The following is an 18,784-nucleotide window of genomic DNA, read 5'->3' as shown; positions in this document are numbered from 1 at the left end:
GCATATCACGATCCCCGCACGGGGTCGTGTCGGGCAATGCGCCCGGCCGGTGATTACGTGGAGGCACGTGATTACCGAAAGGATGCCGTGATGAAACGACCCATGCTTGCCGCCATCGCCCTGGCGTTCCTGGCCCTTCCTGCCGCCGCGCAGGTGCCGCTGAGCCAGGAGACCTATATCAACGACCGGCTGGTCCAGGCCCGTGTGGCCGACATGCTGCGCCGGGGATGCCCCGACATCAGCGCGCGGATGATCCGTGCCTTCAGCGAGGCGCGCGCGCTGAAACGCTATGCCCTGGATCAGGGCTATTCCGAGACCGAGATCGAGACCTTTCTGGACAGCCGCGAGGATCGCCGACGCATCTATGCCGAGGCAGACCGCTATATGGTCCAGAACGGTGTCGTGAACGGACAGCCGGAAACCTTTTGCCGCCTCGGGCGGGACGAAATCGCACGGCAGACGGTCGCAGGATCGCTGCTGAGTGCCAGATAAGGAAGTCATCATGGCCGAATTGCGGACAATCAAGATCGACGGCATCGAGATCCAGGTCGATCCGAACCTGACCTTGATCCAGGCCTGCGAGCAGGCCGGGATCGAGATCCCGCGTTTCTGCTATCACGAGCGGCTGTCCATCGCGGGCAACTGCCGGATGTGCCTGGTCGAGGTCGTAGGCGGCCCGCCCAAGCCCGCCGCCTCCTGCGCGATGCAGGTCAAGGACATGCGCCCCGGTCCCGACGGCGCGCCGTCTGAGATCCGCACCAACAGTCCGATGGTCAAGAAGGCCCGCGAAGGCGTGATGGAGTTCCTGCTGATCAACCATCCGCTGGATTGTCCGATCTGCGACCAGGGCGGCGAATGCGACCTGCAGGACCAGGCGATGGCATACGGCGTCGATTTCAGCCGCTATCGCGAGCCCAAGCGTGCCTCCGAGGAGCTGAACCTGGGGCCGCTGGTCGAGACCCACATGACGCGCTGCATCAGCTGCACCCGCTGCGTGCGCTTCACCAGCGAGGTCGCGGGAATCACCCAGATGGGCCAGACCGGTCGCGGCGAGGACAGCGAGATCACCAGCTATCTGAACCAGACGCTGGAATCGAACCTGCAGGGCAACATCATCGACCTGTGCCCGGTGGGCGCGCTGGTGTCGAAGCCCTATGCCTTCACCGCCCGCCCGTGGGAGCTGACCAAGACCGAGACGATCGACGTCATGGACGCGCTTGGCAGCGCGATCCGCGTGGACACCAAGGGTCGCGAAGTGATGCGCATCCTGCCGCGCAACCATGATGCGGTGAACGAGGAGTGGATCAGCGACAAGACCCGCTTTGTTTGGGACGGTCTGCGTCGCCAGCGTCTGGACACCCCCTATCTGCGCGAGAACGGTCGCCTGCGCCCGGCCACTTGGCCCGAGGTGCTGACCGCCGCCGCCCGCGCGATGCAGGGCGGAAAGGTCGCGGGCCTGGTCGGCGACCTGGCCTCGGTCGAGGCGGCCTTCAGCCTCAAGACGCTGGTCGAGGGGCTGGGCGGTTCAGTGGAATGCCGCACCGACGGCGCGCGCCTTCCCGCGGGCAACCGGTCGGGCTATGTCGGCAATGCGGTGATCGAGGATATCGACACCGCTGCGTCCATCCTGCTGATCGGGACCAACCCGCGCGACGAGGCGGCCGTGCTGAACGCCCGCCTGCGCCGGGCCTGGGCACGCGGCGCGCAGGTCACGGTCGTCGGTCCGGCGGTCGATTTGACCTTCGATTATGACCATGCGGGCACCGATCGCGCGGCGCTGTCCGCCTTGCTGGACAAGGCCGAACAGTCCGAGGACGCGGGCATCATCATCATCGGGCAGGGCGCCCTGCGCGAGGCCGACGGCGAGGCCGTGCTGGCCGCCGCCCAGGCCTTGGCCCAGACCACCGGTGCGCGCCTGCTGGTCCTGCACACCGCAGCGGGCCGCGTGGGTGCGATGGACGTGGGTGCCGTGACCGAGGGCGGGATGTCCGCCGCGATCGACGGGGCGCAGGTGATCTTCAACCTGGGCGCCGATGAGGTCGAGATCGCCGCGGGTCCTGTAGTCATCTATCAGGGCAGCCATGGCGACCGGGGCGCGCATCGCGCCGACATCATCCTGCCCGCCGCCTGCTATACCGAAGAGATGGGCCTGTTCGTGAACACCGAGGGCCGTCCCCAGCTGGCCATGCGCGCCAATTTCGCGCCGGGCGAGGCCAAGGAGAACTGGGCCATCCTGCGCGCCCTGTCGGCCGAGCTGGGCCAGACCCTGCCGTGGGACAGCCTGGCGCAGCTGCGTCGTGCGCTGGTCGAGGCCGTGCCGCATCTGGGCCAGGTCGATCAGGTCGTCGAGAGCGACTGGCAGCCCCTGCCGATGCGGGACCTGGGCCAGGCGGCCTTCGTGAACCCGATCCGTGATTTCTATCTGACGAACCCGATCGCACGCAGCTCTCCGCTGATGGGAGAGTTGTCGCGCATGGCTGCGGCGCGCCATATGCCCGCGTTGGCTGCGGAGTAACAAGGATGACCCCCACTGTTCGGACAAGCGCTTCGGTGACGGCCCTGATCGGGGCCGTCTTGGCCCTGTCGGGCTGCATGCAGACCTCGACCGGTGGGGGGGCGGAGGCGCGTCCTCCGGTGGCGGCCTCGGTGGCGGGGGGCGACAGGCTTGGCCGCGCCCGCGTGTCCAGCCAGTCGGGAGAGATCCTGATCCTGGAGGAGGACGGCAGCGTCACGACGATGGATCTGGACAGCCCCGGAGGCCGCGACGCCTTTGCGGTGACCGAGGCCGACCTCGAGGCGCTGAACCAGAACCTGGATCTGGATTTCGCAGGCCTCGTCGCGCCCAACCGCCCGCGGGAGAAGACCGCGCAGCAGAAGGCGCTGGAAGCGTTCGCCGCCCGGACCCAGCCCGCGCTGCCGGTGCTGGCCGAGGGGACCGAGATCGCGCCCGAATCCTTCATCGCCGTGCAGGTGGTGCCGCTGAACCGCGGCGCGGGGGCCGATCTGGTCGAGGTGACGGCCAATCTGCAGCAGGGGGTGGACGCGGATATCGCGTTCTCGTATGCCACCTGCGCATTGGCCGGTTGGGCCCGCGACAACGGCAACCCCTATGGTCGGCATGTCCGCACGCTTCAGGCCGAACGGAACGGCAAGCTGCTGATCGGATCGGCGTTCCTGCTGTCGGACAGCAAGCCGATGGGATTGCGGGTGATGGAAACGGAAGAGACCTTGCGCGAATGCGACGCACGCGGCATTCCAACGGCGTAAGGCAAAGGGACTGGCATCATGGCTGAATTTTGGGCATCCTCCTGGGGCATCGCGCTGATCCTGCTGGCGCAGGGCCTGGCGCTGATCGTCTTCGTGATGCTGTCGCTGGTCTACATGGTCTATGGCGACCGCAAGATCTGGGCGGCGGTGCAGATGCGCCGCGGACCCAACGTGGTCGGGCCCTGGGGCGTCCTTCAGACATTCGCCGACGCGCTGAAATTCGTGGTCAAGGAAATCGTCGTGCCCGCGGGCGCGGACAAGTTCGTGTTCTTCCTGGCGCCGTTCCTGTCGATGATGCTGGCGCTGCTGGCCTTCGTGGCGATTCCCTTCGCGCCGGGCTGGGTCATGGCAGACATCAACGTGGGCATCCTGTTCATCTTCGCGGTCTCCTCGCTGGAGGTCTATGGGGTGATCATGGGGGGCTGGGCGTCCAACTCCAAGTTCCCGTTCCTGGGCTCGCTGCGGTCGGCCGCACAGATGATCAGCTATGAGGTCAGCCTGGGCCTGATCATCATCGGCGTGATCATCTCGGCAGGCTCGATGAACCTGACGGCCATCGTCGAAGCGCAGCGCGGGGCGGGACTGCTGTCCTGGTTCTGGCTGCCGCACCTGCCGATGGTCGTCCTGTTCTTCGTGTCGGCCCTGGCCGAGACCAACCGCCCGCCCTTCGACCTGCCGGAAGCGGAATCCGAACTGGTCGCGGGCTTCATGACCGAATATTCCTCGACCCCCTATCTGCTGTTCATGGCCGGCGAATACATCGCCATGTGGCTGATGTGCGCGCTGATCAGCCTGCTGTTTTTCGGTGGCTGGCTGTCGCCCATCCCCGGCCTGCCGGACGGCGCGATCTGGATGTTCCTCAAGATGGTCATCTGGTTCTTCATGTTCGCGATGGTGAAGGCCATCGTGCCGCGGTACCGCTATGACCAGTTGATGCGGATCGGCTGGAAGGTGTTCCTGCCGCTGTCCCTGGGCTGGGTCGTGATCGTGGCTTTCCTTGCGAAATTCGAAGTCTTCGGGACCTTCTGGGCCCGTTGGGCAGGAGTGTAAAAGATGGCTTTCGACGTCGTCCGCGCCACCAAGTACTTCCTGATGGTGGATTTCATCAAAGGGTTCGGCCTGGGCATGCGCTATTTCTTCGCGCCCAAGGCGACCATCAACTATCCCCACGAAAAGGGTCCGCTGTCGCCGCGCTTCCGCGGCGAGCACGCCCTGCGCCGCTATCCCAACGGCGAGGAGCGCTGCATCGCCTGCAAGCTGTGCGAAGCGATCTGCCCTGCGCAGGCGATCACCATCGATGCCGAACCGCGCGACGATGGCTCGCGCCGCACGACGCGCTATGACATCGACATGACCAAGTGCATCTATTGCGGCTTCTGCCAGGAGGCCTGCCCGGTCGATGCGATCGTCGAAGGGCCGAACTTTGAATTCGCCACTGAGACCCGCGAGGAGTTGTTCTACAACAAGGACAAGCTGCTGGATAACGGCGCTCGTTGGGAATCCGAGATCGCGCGCAACCTGGCGATGGACGCGCCCTACAGATGACCGATCCCTTCACCAAGATGTTCCAGCAGATGCTGAGCCAGGGACAGGAGATGGCGCGGACCTTCAATCCGGCGCTGGAGCATTTCGACGTCAAGGCGTTCGAGAAGATGTTCCCGACCATGCCCGCGGACATGCTGGAGATGTGGTTCGGCAAGACCTTCAACCGCGACGGCCTGGATGCGCGCACCCGCCTGCTGGTGACCATTGCGGCGATGACCGTGCAGGGCGCGCTGGCCGAACCGCAGATGCGCATGACCATCCGCCACGCCATCGAGGCAGGCGCCACCCCGCGCGAGATCGCCGAGGTGATCTATCAGATGGGCATGTTCGGCGGCCTGCCGGCGATGCAGAAGGCGCTGGAGATCGCCCAGGGCGTCTTTACCGAATCCGAGGGGAGCCCCCAGTCATGATGACATTCGCATTCTACCTGTTCGCCATCTCTGTCTGCACGGCGGGCTTCATGGTGGTGCTGGCGCGCAACCCGGTCCATTCGGTGCTGTGGCTGATCCTGGCCTTCCTGTCGGCCGCGGGGCTGTTCGTCCTGCTGGGCGCCGAGTTCGTGGCCATGCTGCTGATCATCGTCTATGTCGGTGCGGTCGCGGTGCTGTTCCTCTTCGTGGTCATGATGCTGGACGTGGACTTCACCAAGCTGAAGGGCGAGTTCGCCCGCTATCTGCCGCTGGCCGGCCTGATCGCCATCGTCCTGCTGGCGCAGCTGGCCATCGCCTATGGCGCGTGGGAAAGCAGCGATCAGTCGGCGACCCTGCGGTCCGTGCCGATGGCGACCGAGGTTCTGAACACTAACGCGATCGGTCTGCTGCTCTATGACCGCTACATCCTGCCGTTCCAGATCTCGGGCCTGATCCTGCTGGTCGCGATGATCGGGGCGATCACGCTGACCATGCGGCACCGCACCAACGTCAAGCGCCAGGACGTGATCGCCCAGATGCACCGCGATCCGGCCAAGGCCATGCAGCTGCGCGACGTCAAGCCGGGGCAGGGGCTGTAAGCCTTCGCCCCAGCCAACGGAATATCAACGGGTGAGAGAGCCCGGAGGGACTGAACTGATGATCGGATTGACACATTACCTGGTCGTGGGCGCGATATTGTTCGTCGCCGGGATCTTCGGCATCTTCGTGAACCGCAAGAACGTCATCGTCATCCTGATGTCGATCGAGCTGATGCTGCTGGCGGTCAACATCAACTTCGTCGCCTTTTCAGCCCATCTGGGCGATCTGGGCGGGCAGATCTTCACCATGTTCATCCTGACCGTCGCCGCGGCCGAAGCGGCCATCGGCCTGGCCATCCTGGTCGTCTTCTTCCGCAACCGCGGTACGATCGCGGTGGAAGATGTCAACGTGATGAAAGGTTAGGGTCATGGCTCAGTTCATTCTTTTCGCGCCCCTGCTGGGTGCGCTGATCGCGGGCTTCGGATGGCGCCTGATCGGAGAGCGCGGCGCGCAGATCCTGACGACCACCATACTGTTTGCCGCCGCGGCCCTGTCGTGGGTGGTCTTCCTGACCCTGGGCGAGCCGCAGAGCATCCCCGTCATGGACTGGATCGTCTCGGGCGACTTCACCTCCGAATGGGCGATCCGACTGGACCGCCTGACCGCGATCATGCTGATCGTGATCAATTCGGTCTCGGCGCTCGTGCACCTCTACAGCTTCGGCTACATGGCGCATGACGAGAATTTCGGCGACGACGAGCCCTACCGCGCGCGTTTCTTCGCCTATCTGTCGTTCTTCACCTTCTCGATGCTGATGCTGGTGACCTCCGACAACCTGCTGCAGATGTTCTTCGGTTGGGAAGGCGTGGGCGTCGCCTCGTATCTGCTGATCGGCTTCTACTTCAAGAAGCAGTCGGCGGGCGCCGCCGCGATGAAGGCGTTCATCGTCAACCGCGTTGGTGACTTCGGCTTCCTGCTGGGCATCTTCGGCCTTTGGTGGATGACCGGGTCGATCCAGTTCGACGAGATCTTCGCCCAGGTCCCGATGCTGGCCCAGACCGAGATGACCTTCCTGTGGCGTGACTGGAACGCCGCCAACGTGCTGGCGATCCTGCTTTTCATCGGCGCAATGGGCAAGTCGGCGCAGCTGTTCCTGCACACCTGGCTGCCCGACGCGATGGAGGGCCCGACCCCGGTGTCGGCCCTGATCCACGCGGCGACCATGGTCACCGCGGGCGTGTTCCTGGTCTGCCGGATGTCGCCGCTTTACGAATTCGCGCCCGAAGCCAAGATGTTCATCGTCTATATCGGCGCGACCACCGCCTTCTTCGCGGCGACTGTCGGTCTGGTCCAGAACGACATCAAGCGCGTCATCGCCTATTCGACCTGTTCGCAGCTGGGCTACATGTTCGTAGCAGCAGGCGTCGGCGTCTATTCGGTCGCCATGTTCCACCTATTCACGCATGCCTTCTTCAAGGCCATGCTGTTCCTGGGCGCGGGTTCGGTGATCCACGCGATGCATCACGAGCAGGACATGCGAAACTATGGGGGGCTGCGCAAGAAGATCCCGCTGACCTTCGCGGCAATGATGATCGGCACGCTGGCCATCACGGGCGTGGGCATCCCGCTGACCCATATCGGCTTCGCGGGCTTCCTGTCCAAGGATGCCGTGATCGAGAGCGCCTTCGTCGGCAGCACCTATGCCTTCTGGATGCTGGTGATCGCCGCGCTGATGACCAGCTTCTATTCCTGGCGACTGATGTTCATGACGTTCTTCGGCACGCCGCGCGGCGATCATCATGCGCATGACCACGCGCATGAGAGCCCGCGCGTGATGACCGCGCCGCTGGTCGTGCTGGCCTTCGGCTCGATCTTCGCAGGCATGATCTGGTACAACAGCTTCTTCGAGGAGGAGGGCGTTGCCGGCTTCTTCGGGATCGAGGCCGCCGTCCACCACGAGGAGGCCGGACATGCCGAAGGCGCCGCCGTCGCGGGCACCGGCACGGCCCTGGAAGGCAGCGTGGCCGAGGCCCCCGCAGCGGAGCCCGAGGGTGCCGCAACCCACGCCGCCGCAGGCGCGGCCGAGGATCCGGCCGACATCGCCAGCTATGCCGTGACGCCCGGTGCGATCTACATGCGGCCGGACAACCACGTGATGCATGACGCCCACTATGTCCCCGCCTGGGTCAAGGTGTCGCCGTTCATCGCGATGCTGATCGGGTTCGGTCTGGCGTGGCTGATGTACATCCGCCGTCCCGAACTGCCCGGCCAGCTGGCGGCACAACAGCGGGGCCTGTACCAGTTCCTGCTGAACAAGTGGTACTTCGACCAGGCCTATGACGCGATCTTCGTGCGTCCCGCGCGCTGGATCGGCCGCAAGCTGTGGACGGCCGGTGACGGAGCCGTTATCGACGGCGCCATCAACGGGCTAGCCTTGGGAATCATCCCGCGCCTGACCCGGTTCGCCGGACGGGTGCAGTCGGGCTATCTGTTCCACTACGCCTTCGCGATGGTTCTGGGCATCGTGGGCTTGCTGATCTGGGTGATGATGCGGGGCGCGCACTGACATGACGAACCTTCTTTCCATCATCACCTTCCTGCCGATCGTGGCGGCGGGCATCCTGGCCCTGTTCCTGCGCGGCGACGACGCCGCATCGCAGAAGAACGCCAAGTGGCTGGCCCTGATCGCGACCAGCGCGACCTTCCTGGTGTCGCTGTTCCTGCTGTCGGGCTTCGAGCCTGCGAACACGGGCTTCCAGTTCGTCGAGGATCACGCCTGGATCATGGGCCTGCGCTACAAGATGGGCGTCGACGGGATCTCCGTCCTGTTCATCATGCTGACCACCTTCCTGATGCCGCTGACCATCCTGTCCTGCTGGGACGTCAAGATGCGGGTCAAGGAATACATGATCGCCTTCCTGGTGCTGGAAGGGCTGATGATCGGCGTCTTCGCGGCGCTGGACCTGATCCTGTTCTATCTGTTCTTCGAGGCTGGGCTGATCCCGATGTTCCTGATCATCGGCATCTGGGGCGGTAAGAACCGCATCTATGCCTCGTTCAAGTTCTTCCTCTATACGTTCATCGGCTCCGTGCTGATGCTGGTCGCGATGATCGCGATGGCACGCACTGCGGGCACCACCGACATCGCCCAGCTGCTGGCCTTCGACTTCCCGTCCGAGACGATGGCGTTCATGGGCTTCAGCATCGTCGGTGGCATGCAGACGCTGCTGTTCCTGGCCTTCTTCGCCAGCTTCGCGGTCAAGATGCCGATGTGGCCGGTCCACACCTGGCTGCCCGACGCGCACGTGCAGGCGCCGACTGCGGGGTCCGTGGTCCTGGCGGCGGTTCTGCTGAAAATGGGTGGCTACGGCTTCCTGCGCTTCAGCCTGCCGATGTTCCCGGTGGCGTCCGACCTGCTGCAGGGCATCGTCCTGTGGATGTCCGCCATCGCGATCGTCTACACCTCGCTGGTGGCACTGGCACAGTCGGACATGAAAAAGCTGATCGCCTATTCGTCGGTCGCCCACATGGGCTATGTGACCATGGGCATCTTTGCCGCCAACCAGCAGGGTCTGGACGGGGCGATCTTCCAGATGCTGTCGCACGGCTTCATCTCGGGCGCTTTGTTCCTCTGCGTGGGCGTCATCTACGACCGCATGCACACGCGCGAGATCGACGCCTATGGCGGTCTGGTGAACCGGATGCCGGTCTATGCGCTGGTCTTCATGTTCTTCACCATGGCCAACGTGGGCCTGCCCGGCACATCGGGCTTCGTGGGCGAGTTCCTGACCCTGATGGGGACGTTCCATGCCAACACCTGGGTGGCCTTCGTCGCAGCGACCGGCGTGATCCTGTCGGCGGCCTATGCGCTGTGGCTTTACCGCCGCGTCACCATGGGCGCGCTGATCAAGGAAAGCCTGCGCACGATCACCGACATGACCCCGCGCGAACGCTGGATCTTTGCGCCGCTGATCGCCATGACCCTGATCCTGGGCGTCTATCCGCGCCTGGTCACCGACATCACCGGCCCCTCGGTCCAGGCGCTGCTGGTGAATTACAACGACGCGCTGCCTGCTGATGCGGCGACGGGCGACCTGGCCTCGGCCACCGCCAGCCATTGAGGAACGCACGATGACCGGTTTGGATATCTCCACCATTCTGCCCGAGCTGCTGCTGGCGATCTATGCGCTGGCCGCGCTGCTGGCGGGGGCCTATCTGGGCAAGGACCGGATCGCACGGCAGATCCTGTGGGCCAGCGTGGCGGCGCTTCTGGCGGCGGCGATGGTGGTGGGCATGGCCGACCGCCCGCAGCAGAGCGCGTTCTTCGGGATGTTCATGGACGACGCCTTCGGCCGTTTCGCCAAGGTCACGATCCTGCTGTCCGGCGCCGCGGTGCTCGCGATGAGCGCCGAGTACATGGAACGGCATCGCCTGATGCGGTTTGAATACCCCATCCTGATCGTGCTGGCGACCGTCGGCATGATGGTGATGGTGTCGGCCGGCGACCTGCTGTCATTGTACATGGGCCTGGAGCTGCAGTCGCTGGCGCTGTACGTCGTCGCCGCCATGCGCCGCGAAAGCGTCAAGTCGTCCGAGGCCGGGTTGAAGTATTTCGTGCTGGGCGCGCTCAGCTCTGGCCTGCTGCTCTATGGTGCGTCGCTGGTCTACGGCTTTGCCGGCACCACGCAATTCGCCGGCATCATGCAGGCCGTTCAGGCCGGAAGCCTGCCTCTGGGCCTGCTGTTCGGTCTGGTGTTCCTGCTGGTCGGCCTGGCCTTCAAGGTGTCCGCCGTGCCGTTCCACATGTGGACGCCGGACGTCTACGAAGGTTCGCCCTCGCCGGTGACCGCGTTCCTGGCCACTGCGCCCAAGGTCGCGGCGATGGCGCTGATTGCGCGGCTGATGTTCGACGCCTTCGGGAACGTGCCGGCCGATTGGGGTCAGATCATCGCGGTGCTGGCGCTGCTGTCGATGTTCCTGGGCTCGATCGCGGGCATCGGTCAACGCAACATCAAGCGTCTGATGGCCTATTCCTCGATCGCGCATATGGGCTTTGCACTGGTCGGCCTGGCTGCGGGCACCGCCTACGGGGTGCAGGCCATGCTGATCTACATGGCCATCTATGCGGTCATGAACGTGGGCAGCTTTGCCTTCATCCTGTCGCTGGAACGCGATGGCCGCCCGATCACCGACCTGGAGAGCCTGAACCGCTTTGCCAGCGCCGAGCCGCTGAAGGCGATGGCGGTCCTGCTGCTGATGTTCAGCCTTGCGGGCGTGCCGCCGCTGGTCGGTTTCTGGGCCAAGTACGGCGTGCTGTCGGCAGCGGTCGATGGTGGCATGGCATGGCTGGCTGTCGCCGGCGTGATCGCATCTGTCATCGGCGCATTCTATTACCTGCGCATCGTGTACTACATGTATTTCGGCGCCGAGACCGAGGGCGTGACCAGCCGCATGGGCAGCGTGCAGTACGCCGCCCTGCTGGTGCCGGCCTTCGCGCTGCTGCTGGGTTCGATCACCCTGCTGGGCATCGACGATTCCGCGGCGCTGGCCGCGCAATCGCTGGTCGGTCAAGCCACGGTTGCGGGTGAATAACCCGCCCGCCACATGGCCCCAGGGCGTGGCACGCCATGTCCTGGACCGTGTGGACAGCACCAACGCCGAAGCCTTCAGGCTGGCCCCGACGCTTGGTGGGCCGGCCTGGATCATGGCGCGCGAACAGCAGGCCGGCCGTGGCCGCCGCGGCCGCGCCTGGACCGATCCGCCCGGAAACTTTGCCGCTACGCTGGTCCTGCGCCCGCAGGGGGTTGCGGCCGATGCGGCGAGGTTGTCTTTCGTCGCGGCGCTGGCCGTGCATGACGCGCTGCGCGACCTCTGCGGTCCAGCGCTGAACCTGTCCCTGAAATGGCCCAACGACGTCCTGCTGAACGGCGGCAAGCTGTCGGGCATCCTGCTGGAGAGCAGCGGGGCAGGGGGACAGGTCGCGGTGTTGGCGATCGGCATCGGCGTCAATCTGGCGCAGGCCCCGGAGCCGTCCGAGGTCGAGGCCGGTGCGCTGCGTCCGGTCAGCCTGGCCGGAGAGACCGGCCTGACCGTGACGCCCGACGATCTGCTGGACGCGCTGGCCGTCCGTTTCGACGAAGGCATGCGGAAGATGTCGGCCTATGGCTTTGCGCCGATCCGCGCAGCCTGGCTGGCCCGCGCCGCAAGGCTGGGAGAGACGATCACCGCCCGCACCGGCACCGCCGAGATCACCGGGCGCTTCGACGGTATCGACGAAACCGGCGCCCTGATCCTGACGGGTCCGCGCGGCCGCCAGGCGATTTCCGCCGCAGACATCCATTTCGGGGGCTAGATCCATGCTGCTGTGCATCGATACCGGCAACACGAACACTGTCTTCTCGATCTGGGACGGGACGCGGTTCCTGTCCCACTGGCGGATCCGCACGGATCATCGGCGGACGGCGGACGAATACTATGTCTGGCTGTCCACGCTGATCGCGGTGCAGCGGTTCGAGCTGCAGATCGACGCCTGCATCATCAGCGCCACGGCGCCGCGGGTGGTCTTCAATCTGCGGGTGCTGTGCAACCGCTATTTCGACACGCGGCCCCTGGTGGTGGGCAAGCCCGACTGCCTGCTGCCGGTGCCGCCGCGGGTCGATGCGGGGACGACCGTGGGGCCCGACCGGCTGGTGAACACGGTCGGCGCCTATGACCGGCACGGCCCGGACCTGATCGTGGTCGATTTCGGCACGGCCACCACATTCGACGTGGTCGACATCGACGGCGCCTATATCGGGGGCGTCATCGCGCCGGGCGTGAACCTGTCGCTGGAGGCGCTGCACATGGGGGCGGCGTCCCTGCCGCATGTCGATGTGACGATGCCCGCGACGGTGATCGGCACGAATACGGTTGCATGTATCCAGTCAGGCGTGTTCTGGGGATATGTGGGGCTGGTCGACGGTATCGTGGACAAGATCCGCGCCGAGCGCGACCGACCCATGAAAGTGATAGCCACTGGCGGGCTTGCGCCATTGTTCGATCAGGGGTTCGACCTGTTCGATGCGATTGAAGACGATTTGACGATGCACGGGCTTCGGCTCATTCACGACTTTAACAAGGAGATGGGAAATGGCTGAACGCCTGATCTATCTGCCGCTCGGCGGAGCGGGCGAAATTGGCATGAACGCCTATGTCTATGGATACGGCCTGCCCGGCAAGGAGCGGCTGATCCTGGTGGACCTGGGCGTAACCTTCGGCGACATGGAGGGCAGCCCGGGGATCGACCTGATCATGCCCGACCTGACCTGGCTGGAGAAGAATCGCCACCGGCTGGAGGCGATCTTCGTCACCCACGGCCACGAGGACCATATCGGTGCCATCGCGCATCTGTGGAAGCGGCTGGACGTGCCGATCTATGCGCGCCGCTTCACCGGGACGCTGGTGCGCCTGAAGATGGAAGAGCACGGCCTGCCGTCCGAGGTGGTCAACATCACCGAAGCGCGCCCTGCCGTGACCAATGTCGGCCCCTTTGGCGTGCAGTTCGTGCCGATCAGCCACTCGATCCCGGAAAGCAGCGCGCTGATCATCGATACGCCTGCGGGTCGGGTCGTGCATACGGGCGACTTCAAGATGGACGTGACCCCGGTCGTGGGCGACGCCTTCGACCCGGTCGGCCTGTCGCAGATCGCGGCAGAAGGTAAGGGCGTCAAGGTCCTAGCCTGCGACAGCACGAACATCTTTTCGACCCATCCCGGCCGGTCCGAGGCGGTTCTGGCGACCCCGATCCTGGAATGGGTCATGGCGCAGCAGAACATGGTCGTGGCCACCACCTTTGCCAGCAACATTGCGCGTCTGAAGACGCTGGCCGATGCGGCCCGCGCCTCGGGGCGCAAGGTTTGCCTGTTGGGCCGCGCGATGCGGCGCATGGTCAGCGTGGGCTTCGACAGCGGCATCCTGAAGGATTTCCCCGAGACGATCGGGCCCGAGGAGGCCGCCAAGCTGCCCCGCAACAAGGTCCTGCTGCTGGTCACCGGCAGCCAGGGAGAGCGTCGCGCCGCCAGCGCGCAACTGTCGCGCGGCCGCTATCTGGGCCTGTCGCTGAAGGAGGGGGACAGCTTCCTCTTCAGCTCCAAGACCATCCCTGGCAACGAGAAGTCGGTCGGCCGCATCATGAATGCGCTGAGCGAGGCCGGAGTCGAGGTCTGGGACGCCGATGACGGGCTCTACCACGTCTCGGGTCACGCGAACCGGCCCGACATCGAGGCGATGCACGACCTGCTGCGGCCCAAGGTCGTGATCCCCATGCATGGCGAGCACCTGCACCTGCGCGAACACGTGATGCTGGCCCGTGCCAAGGGCATGACCGCCGAGATCGTGACCAACGGCACGATGCTGGACCTGACGGGCGATCGCCCCAAGGTCTGTGATCAGGTCGAAACGGGGCGTCTCTATCTCGACGGCAACTTGCTGATCGGCGCGATGGACGGGGTCGTACGCGACCGCATCCGCATGGCGCTGAACGGGCACGCGATGGTCAGCGTGATCGTGGACGAGGACGACAATGTCCTGCCCGATGCTTGGGTCGAACTGATGGGCCTGTCCGAGCGGACCCGTTCGGGCGGCGACCTGGCCCGCCAGATCGAGGCCGAGCTGTCCGAGTTCCTGGAGCGTGCCGATGCCCGCACCGTGCGCGACGACGGCAAGATGGACGAGGCGATCCGCAAGATCACCCGCCAGGTCGCGATGGAGGAGATCGGCAAGAAGCCCGAGGTCACCGTCAGCATCAGCCGCCTGATGGCCGACTGACCGGAACCAGGCTTGCTTGCGTCCCGCGATGGGCCGGGGGGCCAGCCCCCCGGACCCCCCGATGTCCCACGGAGCGGAGGCGAAGGCTTGATCATCCCGCAGGGGGTCCGGGGGGTGCGAAGCCCCCCGGCCACCGCGGGACGCAAAGGCGCACAGGGGGCTTGAAACCGCGCCGCGCTTGCGGCAATGCCCGGCATCATGAGCGACACATCCGAATCCGGCTTTGATCCGAACCCGCCCCGCCGCAACTTCTATGGACGGCGGCACGGCAAGACCCTGCGGCAAAGCCAGAAGGGCTATCTGTCCGAGGACCTGGGCGAGCTGCGGCCCCGCGGCATCACCCTGCAGGACAACCCGGAACGAACGCCGGTCGATCCTGCCGCGATCTTCGGCAACGACCGCCCCGTCTGGCTTGAGGTTGGCTTTGGCGGTGGCGAGCACATGGTCCACATGGCCGCCACTTATCCCGACATCAACATCATCGGGTGCGAGCCGTTCATCAACGGCGTCGCGATGCTGCTGGGAAAGATCCGGGCGGCGGGCGTGACGAATGTCAGCGTCCATCCGGGCGACGCGCGCGATCTGATGGATGTGCTGCCCGATGCCAGCGTCGAGCGCGCCTTCCTGATGTATCCGGATCCCTGGCCCAAGGCGCGCCACCATCGGCGGCGGTTCGTAACGCCCGAACACCTGCGCCCCCTGGCCCGCGTGATGCGCCCCGGCGGGATCTTTCGCGTCGCCAGCGACATCCCGGACTATATCCGTCAGACCCGCGAGGAGGTACCGCCCGCCGGGTTCGAGACGCTCGACGACACCGCTGTCGCATGGGACGACTGGATCAGCACCCGTTACGAGCAGAAGGCCCTGCGCGAGGGGCGTCCGCCCCATTACGTGACCTTTCGCCGTCTGTAAGGAAAGGCCCGCCGAAGCGGGCCTTTTTCATTCCACGGTGACGGATTTTGCCAGGTTGCGGGGTTGATCGACATCGGTGCCCTTGGCGACCGCCGTGTGATAGGCAAGGTACTGCATCGGCACGGCATAGAGGATCGGCTGGAACACTCCGCCGCCGGTGGGCAGGGCCAGGCTGGCCGTGATGCCGTCGCCCGCCGCCGCAATCCCCGCCGCGTCCGAAATCAGCAGCACCTGGCCGTGACGGGCCATCACCTCCTGCATGTTCGAGATGGTCTTGTCGAACAGCGCGTCATGCGGCGCCAGCACCACCACCGGCACGTCGCCGTCGATCAACGCGATGGGGCCGTGCTTCAGCTCTCCGGAGGCATAGCCCTCGGCGTGGATGTAGCTCAGCTCCTTGAGCTTGAGCGCGCCTTCCAGCGCGACGGGGTACAATGCGCCCCGGCCCAGATAAAGGACGTCGCGGGCCTGCGCCAGCCAGTCGGCCTGCATCCGGCAGTCGTCCGACAGGGCCAGCGCCTGCGCCAGCAGCGCGGGGATGGCGCGCAGGTCGCGCAGATGGGCCGTCAGGGCGGCATCGTCGAGCCGACCACGGTCATGCGCCGCCTTCAGCGCCAGCACGGCCAGCACGGCCAGCTGGCAGGTGAAGGCCTTGGACGATGCCACGCTGACCTCGATCCCCGCCAGGGTTGGCAACGCCATGTCGGCGTCGCGCGCGATGGCCGACGTGCCCACGTTCACCAGCCCCACGGTCCGCGCGACCTTGCCGCGGGCATAATGCAGGGCGGCCAGCGTATCCGCCGTCTCTCCGGACTGGCTGACGGCGATGAACAGGCTGCGATCCGACAAGGGCGGTTCGCGATAGCGGAATTCGGAGGCGACATCGATGTCGCAGGGCAGGCCCGCCAGCTGTTCGAACCAGTATTTCGCCACATGCCCCGCCAGATGTGCGGTGCCGCAGCCGACCAGGGTCACCCGGTCCAGGTCCGCGAAATCCAGGCCGTCCGGCAGGACGATGCGGTCGCCCTTGACGTAATGGTTCAGCACGTCGCCGATCACCACCGGCTGTTCGGCGATTTCCTTGGCCATAAAGTGACGGTGCCCGGCACGGTCGATGACGGTCGCGCCGACATCGATGCGGGCGGTGGCGCGGTGGACCTGGTAGCCCTCCGCGTCCCAGATCTGCACGCCCGCGCGTGTCAGAACGGCATGGTCGCCATCCTCCAGATAGGTGATGCGGTCCGTGAAGGGCGCCAACGCCACCGCGTCCGAACCAAGATACATCTCCTTGTCGCCATGGCCCACGGCCAGCGGGCTGCCCTTGCGGGCCGCGATCAGCAGGTCGGGCTGATCCTGGAACAGGAAGGCCAGCGCAAAGGCCCCCTGCAGGCGGGCCAGCGTGGCACGGGCGGCCTCCACCGGCGACAGGCCCTGATCCAGGTGATGCGCGGTCAGCAGCGCAACGGTTTCGGTGTCCGTCTGCGATTCTGGCATAATGCCCCGATCGGCCAGTTCGGCGCGCAGTTCGCGAAAGTTCTCGATGATGCCGTTATGGACGACGGCGACGGGGCCGGACTGATGAGGATGGGCGTTGACCTCGGTCGCGGCGCCATGGGTGGCCCATCGCGTGTGTCCGATACCCGCATGCCCCGTCAGCGGTCGATGGACCAGCAGGTCCGACAGGTTGACCAGCTTGCCCACCGCGCGCCGGCGCGACAGCTGTCCGGTCCCGTCCACGGTCGCCACGCCGGCGCTGTCATAGCCGCGGTATTCCAGCCGCTTCAGCGCATCGACCAGCTGCGGGGAAACCTCGTGGTTGCCCAGGATTCCGATGATGCCGCACATCAGCGCGCCTCCTTCTTCAGCCGCAGCGCCGCCATCAGGCGGGTCGCCAGGCCCGGTTTCGTGACCTGGCGGGCCCGGCCGATGGCCAGGGCGCCGTCGGGGATGTCCTCGGTGATGGTGCTGCCCGATCCGGTCATGGCATCCGCACCGACATGGACGGGGGCCACCAGCATCGTGTCGCTGCCGATGAAGGCGCGCGGGCCGATCGTGGTCCGATGCTTGGAGACGCCGTCGTAATTGCAGGTGATGGTACCAGCGCCGATATTCGTGTGCTCGCCCACATGGGCGTCGCCCAGATAGGTCAGGTGGCCGACCTTGACGCCCTCGTCCAGGACGGCGTTCTTGATCTCGACGAAGTTGCCGACATGGACATCCGTGCCCAGTTCGGCGCCGGGGCGCAGACGGGCGAAGGGTCCGACGGTGGCCCCTTCACTGACATGGCAACCCTCCAGATGGCAAAAGGGCAGGATCTCGGCGCCCGATTCCACCGTCACGCCGGGGCCGAAGACGACGTTGGGCCCGATCACGGCGTCGCGCCCGATGACCGTGTCCAGCGCCAAAAAGACGCTGCCCGGATCGGTCAGGGTCACCCCGTCTTCCATCAGCGCCGCACGGGCACGGGCCTGGAAGGCGGCCTCGGCTGCGGCCAGTTCGGCGCGGGTGTTGATGCCAAGCGTCTCGGCCTCGTCGCAGATCACCACGTCGGCGCGACGCCCTTCGGCGCGGGCCAGGGCCACCAGGTCGGTCAGATAGTACTCGCCCGCGGCATTGTCGTTGCCCAGGCCCACGATCAGGCGGCGCAACAGATCGGCCTGCAGCGCCATGACGCCGGAATTGCACAGCACGATCTCGCGGGTCGCGGCGTCGGCGTCCTTGTACTCGACGATACGCTCCAGCCCGCGGTCGGTGACGACCAGCCGCCCATAGCGGCCGGGATCGTCCGCCTCGAAGCCCAGAACGACCAGATCTGCGGGGTGGGCTGCCAGTTCGTCCAGCGTCTCCTGGGCGATGAAGGGGGTGTCACCATAAAGGATGATCACCCGTCCCTCAAATCCTTCCAGGCTGGGCAGTGCCTGGCGCACGGCGTGCCCGGTGCCCAGCTGTTCGGCCTGCAGCACGGTCGCGGCCTCGGGGTCCAGCTTGGCCACCGCCCGGGCGACGGCGTCCGCGCCGTGGCCCGTCACGACCACGATCTGTTCCGGCTGCAGGTTGCGCGCCGCGCGCAGCGCATGCCCGACCAGCGGCACCCCGCCAAGACGGTGCAGGACCTTGGGCAGGTCCGATTGCATCCGGCTGCCCTGTCCCGCCGCCAGAACCACGACCGCCAATCCAGCTTCCGACATCACCGCCCCCATCGCCTGTTTGCTTTTTCTTCATGGCGTTCTAATCGGGGCGGGACGCGCTGGAAAGGCCCGGCGCGGTCACCTTTGTTTTCCGAACATTTCCACGGGGGATGGCGC

Annotated in this window: 17 protein-coding genes; 15 read left to right on the top strand and 2 right to left on the bottom strand. The window is 65.8% G+C overall.

The window, feature by feature from the left end; all coding sequences use genetic code 11:
- The first annotated feature begins 90 nt into the window (after nucleotides 1-90).
- The 15 genes from PRL19_RS15600 to trmB all read left to right on the top strand — a co-directional run bounded on the left by PRL19_RS15600 (nucleotide 91) and on the right by trmB (nucleotide 15,479).
- Nucleotides 91-492, top strand: a complete 402-nt coding sequence (locus PRL19_RS15600; protein ID WP_127898878.1) for a DUF5333 domain-containing protein — start codon at nucleotides 91-93, stop codon at nucleotides 490-492.
- 10 nt (nucleotides 493-502) lie between these two features.
- Nucleotides 503-2,515 (top strand): NADH-quinone oxidoreductase subunit NuoG, encoded by a 2,013-nt coding sequence (gene nuoG / locus PRL19_RS15595; protein WP_273743502.1) that lies wholly within the window; start codon nucleotides 503-505, stop codon nucleotides 2,513-2,515.
- 35 nt (nucleotides 2,516-2,550) lie between these two features.
- On the top strand, nucleotides 2,551-3,267 hold the full coding sequence (locus tag PRL19_RS15590) for a hypothetical protein (RefSeq protein WP_240542436.1): 717 nt from the start codon (nucleotides 2,551-2,553) through the stop codon (nucleotides 3,265-3,267).
- A gap of 18 nt (nucleotides 3,268-3,285) precedes the next feature.
- The gene (gene nuoH / locus PRL19_RS15585) at nucleotides 3,286-4,317 is read left to right on the top strand and encodes an NADH-quinone oxidoreductase subunit NuoH (protein WP_045998816.1); all 1,032 of its coding nucleotides are present in this window, start codon (nucleotides 3,286-3,288) and stop codon (nucleotides 4,315-4,317) included.
- A gap of 3 nt (nucleotides 4,318-4,320) precedes the next feature.
- The gene (gene nuoI, locus PRL19_RS15580) at nucleotides 4,321-4,812 is read left to right on the top strand and encodes an NADH-quinone oxidoreductase subunit NuoI (protein ID WP_045998817.1); all 492 of its coding nucleotides are present in this window, start codon (nucleotides 4,321-4,323) and stop codon (nucleotides 4,810-4,812) included.
- The gene (locus PRL19_RS15575) at nucleotides 4,809-5,222 is read left to right on the top strand and encodes a carboxymuconolactone decarboxylase family protein (RefSeq protein ID WP_045998818.1); all 414 of its coding nucleotides are present in this window, start codon (nucleotides 4,809-4,811) and stop codon (nucleotides 5,220-5,222) included. Before nuoI ends, PRL19_RS15575 begins: the two co-directional genes overlap by 4 nt.
- Nucleotides 5,219-5,821, top strand: a complete 603-nt coding sequence (locus PRL19_RS15570) for an NADH-quinone oxidoreductase subunit J (protein WP_045998819.1) — start codon at nucleotides 5,219-5,221, stop codon at nucleotides 5,819-5,821. The genes PRL19_RS15575 and PRL19_RS15570 overlap by 4 nt, the downstream gene beginning before the upstream one ends.
- Before the next feature lie 58 nt (nucleotides 5,822-5,879).
- A complete protein-coding gene (nuoK, locus tag PRL19_RS15565) occupies nucleotides 5,880-6,185 on the top strand; it encodes an NADH-quinone oxidoreductase subunit NuoK (protein ID WP_042248542.1) in 306 nt (101 codons plus the stop codon).
- A gap of 4 nt (nucleotides 6,186-6,189) precedes the next feature.
- A complete protein-coding gene (gene nuoL / locus PRL19_RS15560) occupies nucleotides 6,190-8,328 on the top strand; it encodes an NADH-quinone oxidoreductase subunit L (protein ID WP_273743501.1) in 2,139 nt (712 codons plus the stop codon).
- A 1-nt stretch (nucleotide 8,329) separates the two neighbouring features.
- Complete coding sequence (locus tag PRL19_RS15555) at nucleotides 8,330-9,883, top strand: NADH-quinone oxidoreductase subunit M (RefSeq protein ID WP_273743500.1); 1,554 nt, start codon at nucleotides 8,330-8,332, stop codon at nucleotides 9,881-9,883.
- A gap of 10 nt (nucleotides 9,884-9,893) precedes the next feature.
- Entirely contained in the window at nucleotides 9,894-11,354 is a 1,461-nt protein-coding gene (gene nuoN / locus PRL19_RS15550; RefSeq protein ID WP_273743499.1) for an NADH-quinone oxidoreductase subunit NuoN, read from the top strand.
- Between the two features lie 25 nt (nucleotides 11,355-11,379).
- Nucleotides 11,380-12,114, top strand: a complete 735-nt coding sequence (locus PRL19_RS15545) for a biotin--[acetyl-CoA-carboxylase] ligase (protein ID WP_273743498.1) — start codon at nucleotides 11,380-11,382, stop codon at nucleotides 12,112-12,114.
- Between the two features lie 4 nt (nucleotides 12,115-12,118).
- The gene (locus PRL19_RS15540) at nucleotides 12,119-12,898 is read left to right on the top strand and encodes a type III pantothenate kinase (RefSeq protein WP_045998823.1); all 780 of its coding nucleotides are present in this window, start codon (nucleotides 12,119-12,121) and stop codon (nucleotides 12,896-12,898) included.
- Nucleotides 12,891-14,567, top strand: coding sequence for a ribonuclease J (locus tag PRL19_RS15535; protein WP_273743497.1), 1,677 nt, complete (start codon nucleotides 12,891-12,893; stop codon nucleotides 14,565-14,567). The genes PRL19_RS15540 and PRL19_RS15535 overlap by 8 nt, the downstream gene beginning before the upstream one ends.
- A 198-nt stretch (nucleotides 14,568-14,765) precedes the next feature.
- Nucleotides 14,766-15,479 (top strand): tRNA (guanosine(46)-N7)-methyltransferase TrmB, encoded by a 714-nt coding sequence (gene trmB, locus PRL19_RS15530; RefSeq protein ID WP_148912088.1) that lies wholly within the window; start codon nucleotides 14,766-14,768, stop codon nucleotides 15,477-15,479.
- A gap of 27 nt (nucleotides 15,480-15,506) precedes the next feature.
- Here the strand turns inward: trmB and glmS are convergent, their stop codons facing one another.
- Both glmS and glmU read right to left on the bottom strand, forming a co-directional pair.
- Nucleotides 15,507-17,324: a glutamine--fructose-6-phosphate transaminase (isomerizing) gene (glmS, locus tag PRL19_RS15525; RefSeq protein WP_273743496.1), complete on the bottom strand. Its 1,818-nt coding sequence runs from the start codon at nucleotides 17,322-17,324 to the stop codon at nucleotides 15,507-15,509.
- Complete coding sequence (glmU, locus tag PRL19_RS15520; RefSeq protein WP_273743495.1) at nucleotides 17,324-18,667, bottom strand: bifunctional UDP-N-acetylglucosamine diphosphorylase/glucosamine-1-phosphate N-acetyltransferase GlmU; 1,344 nt, start codon at nucleotides 18,665-18,667, stop codon at nucleotides 17,324-17,326. Before glmU ends, glmS begins: the two co-directional genes overlap by 1 nt.
- Between the last annotated feature and the right edge of the window lie 117 nt (nucleotides 18,668-18,784).

It is taken from the genome of Paracoccus marcusii (assembly GCF_028621715.1).
GTDB classification, from domain to species: Bacteria; Pseudomonadota; Alphaproteobacteria; order Rhodobacterales; family Rhodobacteraceae; genus Paracoccus; species Paracoccus marcusii.
This window is presented reverse-complemented; position numbering and strand designations above follow the sequence as displayed.

Bases quoted from the DNA above. Each gene is read 5' to 3' on its own strand.
- PRL19_RS15600 (WP_127898878.1), top strand. From the start codon at position 91: ATGAAACGACCCATGCTTGCCGCCATCGCCCTGGCGTTCCTGGCCCTT.
- nuoG (WP_273743502.1), top strand. From the start codon at position 503: ATGGCCGAATTGCGGACAATCAAGATCGACGGCATCGAGATCCAGGTC.
- nuoH (WP_045998816.1), top strand. From the start codon at position 3,286: ATGGCTGAATTTTGGGCATCCTCCTGGGGCATCGCGCTGATCCTGCTG.
- nuoI (WP_045998817.1), top strand. From the start codon at position 4,321: ATGGCTTTCGACGTCGTCCGCGCCACCAAGTACTTCCTGATGGTGGAT.
- PRL19_RS15575 (WP_045998818.1), top strand. From the start codon at position 4,809: ATGACCGATCCCTTCACCAAGATGTTCCAGCAGATGCTGAGCCAGGGA.
- PRL19_RS15570 (WP_045998819.1), top strand. From the start codon at position 5,219: ATGATGACATTCGCATTCTACCTGTTCGCCATCTCTGTCTGCACGGCG.
- nuoK (WP_042248542.1), top strand. From the start codon at position 5,880: ATGATCGGATTGACACATTACCTGGTCGTGGGCGCGATATTGTTCGTC.
- nuoL (WP_273743501.1), top strand. From the start codon at position 6,190: ATGGCTCAGTTCATTCTTTTCGCGCCCCTGCTGGGTGCGCTGATCGCG.
- PRL19_RS15555 (WP_273743500.1), top strand. From the start codon at position 8,330: ATGACGAACCTTCTTTCCATCATCACCTTCCTGCCGATCGTGGCGGCG.
- nuoN (WP_273743499.1), top strand. From the start codon at position 9,894: ATGACCGGTTTGGATATCTCCACCATTCTGCCCGAGCTGCTGCTGGCG.
- PRL19_RS15540 (WP_045998823.1), top strand. From the start codon at position 12,119: ATGCTGCTGTGCATCGATACCGGCAACACGAACACTGTCTTCTCGATC.
- PRL19_RS15535 (WP_273743497.1), top strand. From the start codon at position 12,891: ATGGCTGAACGCCTGATCTATCTGCCGCTCGGCGGAGCGGGCGAAATT.
- trmB (WP_148912088.1), top strand. From the start codon at position 14,766: ATGAGCGACACATCCGAATCCGGCTTTGATCCGAACCCGCCCCGCCGC.
- glmS (WP_273743496.1), bottom strand. From the start codon at position 17,324: ATGTGCGGCATCATCGGAATCCTGGGCAACCACGAGGTTTCCCCGCAG.
- glmU (WP_273743495.1), bottom strand. From the start codon at position 18,667: ATGTCGGAAGCTGGATTGGCGGTCGTGGTTCTGGCGGCGGGACAGGGC.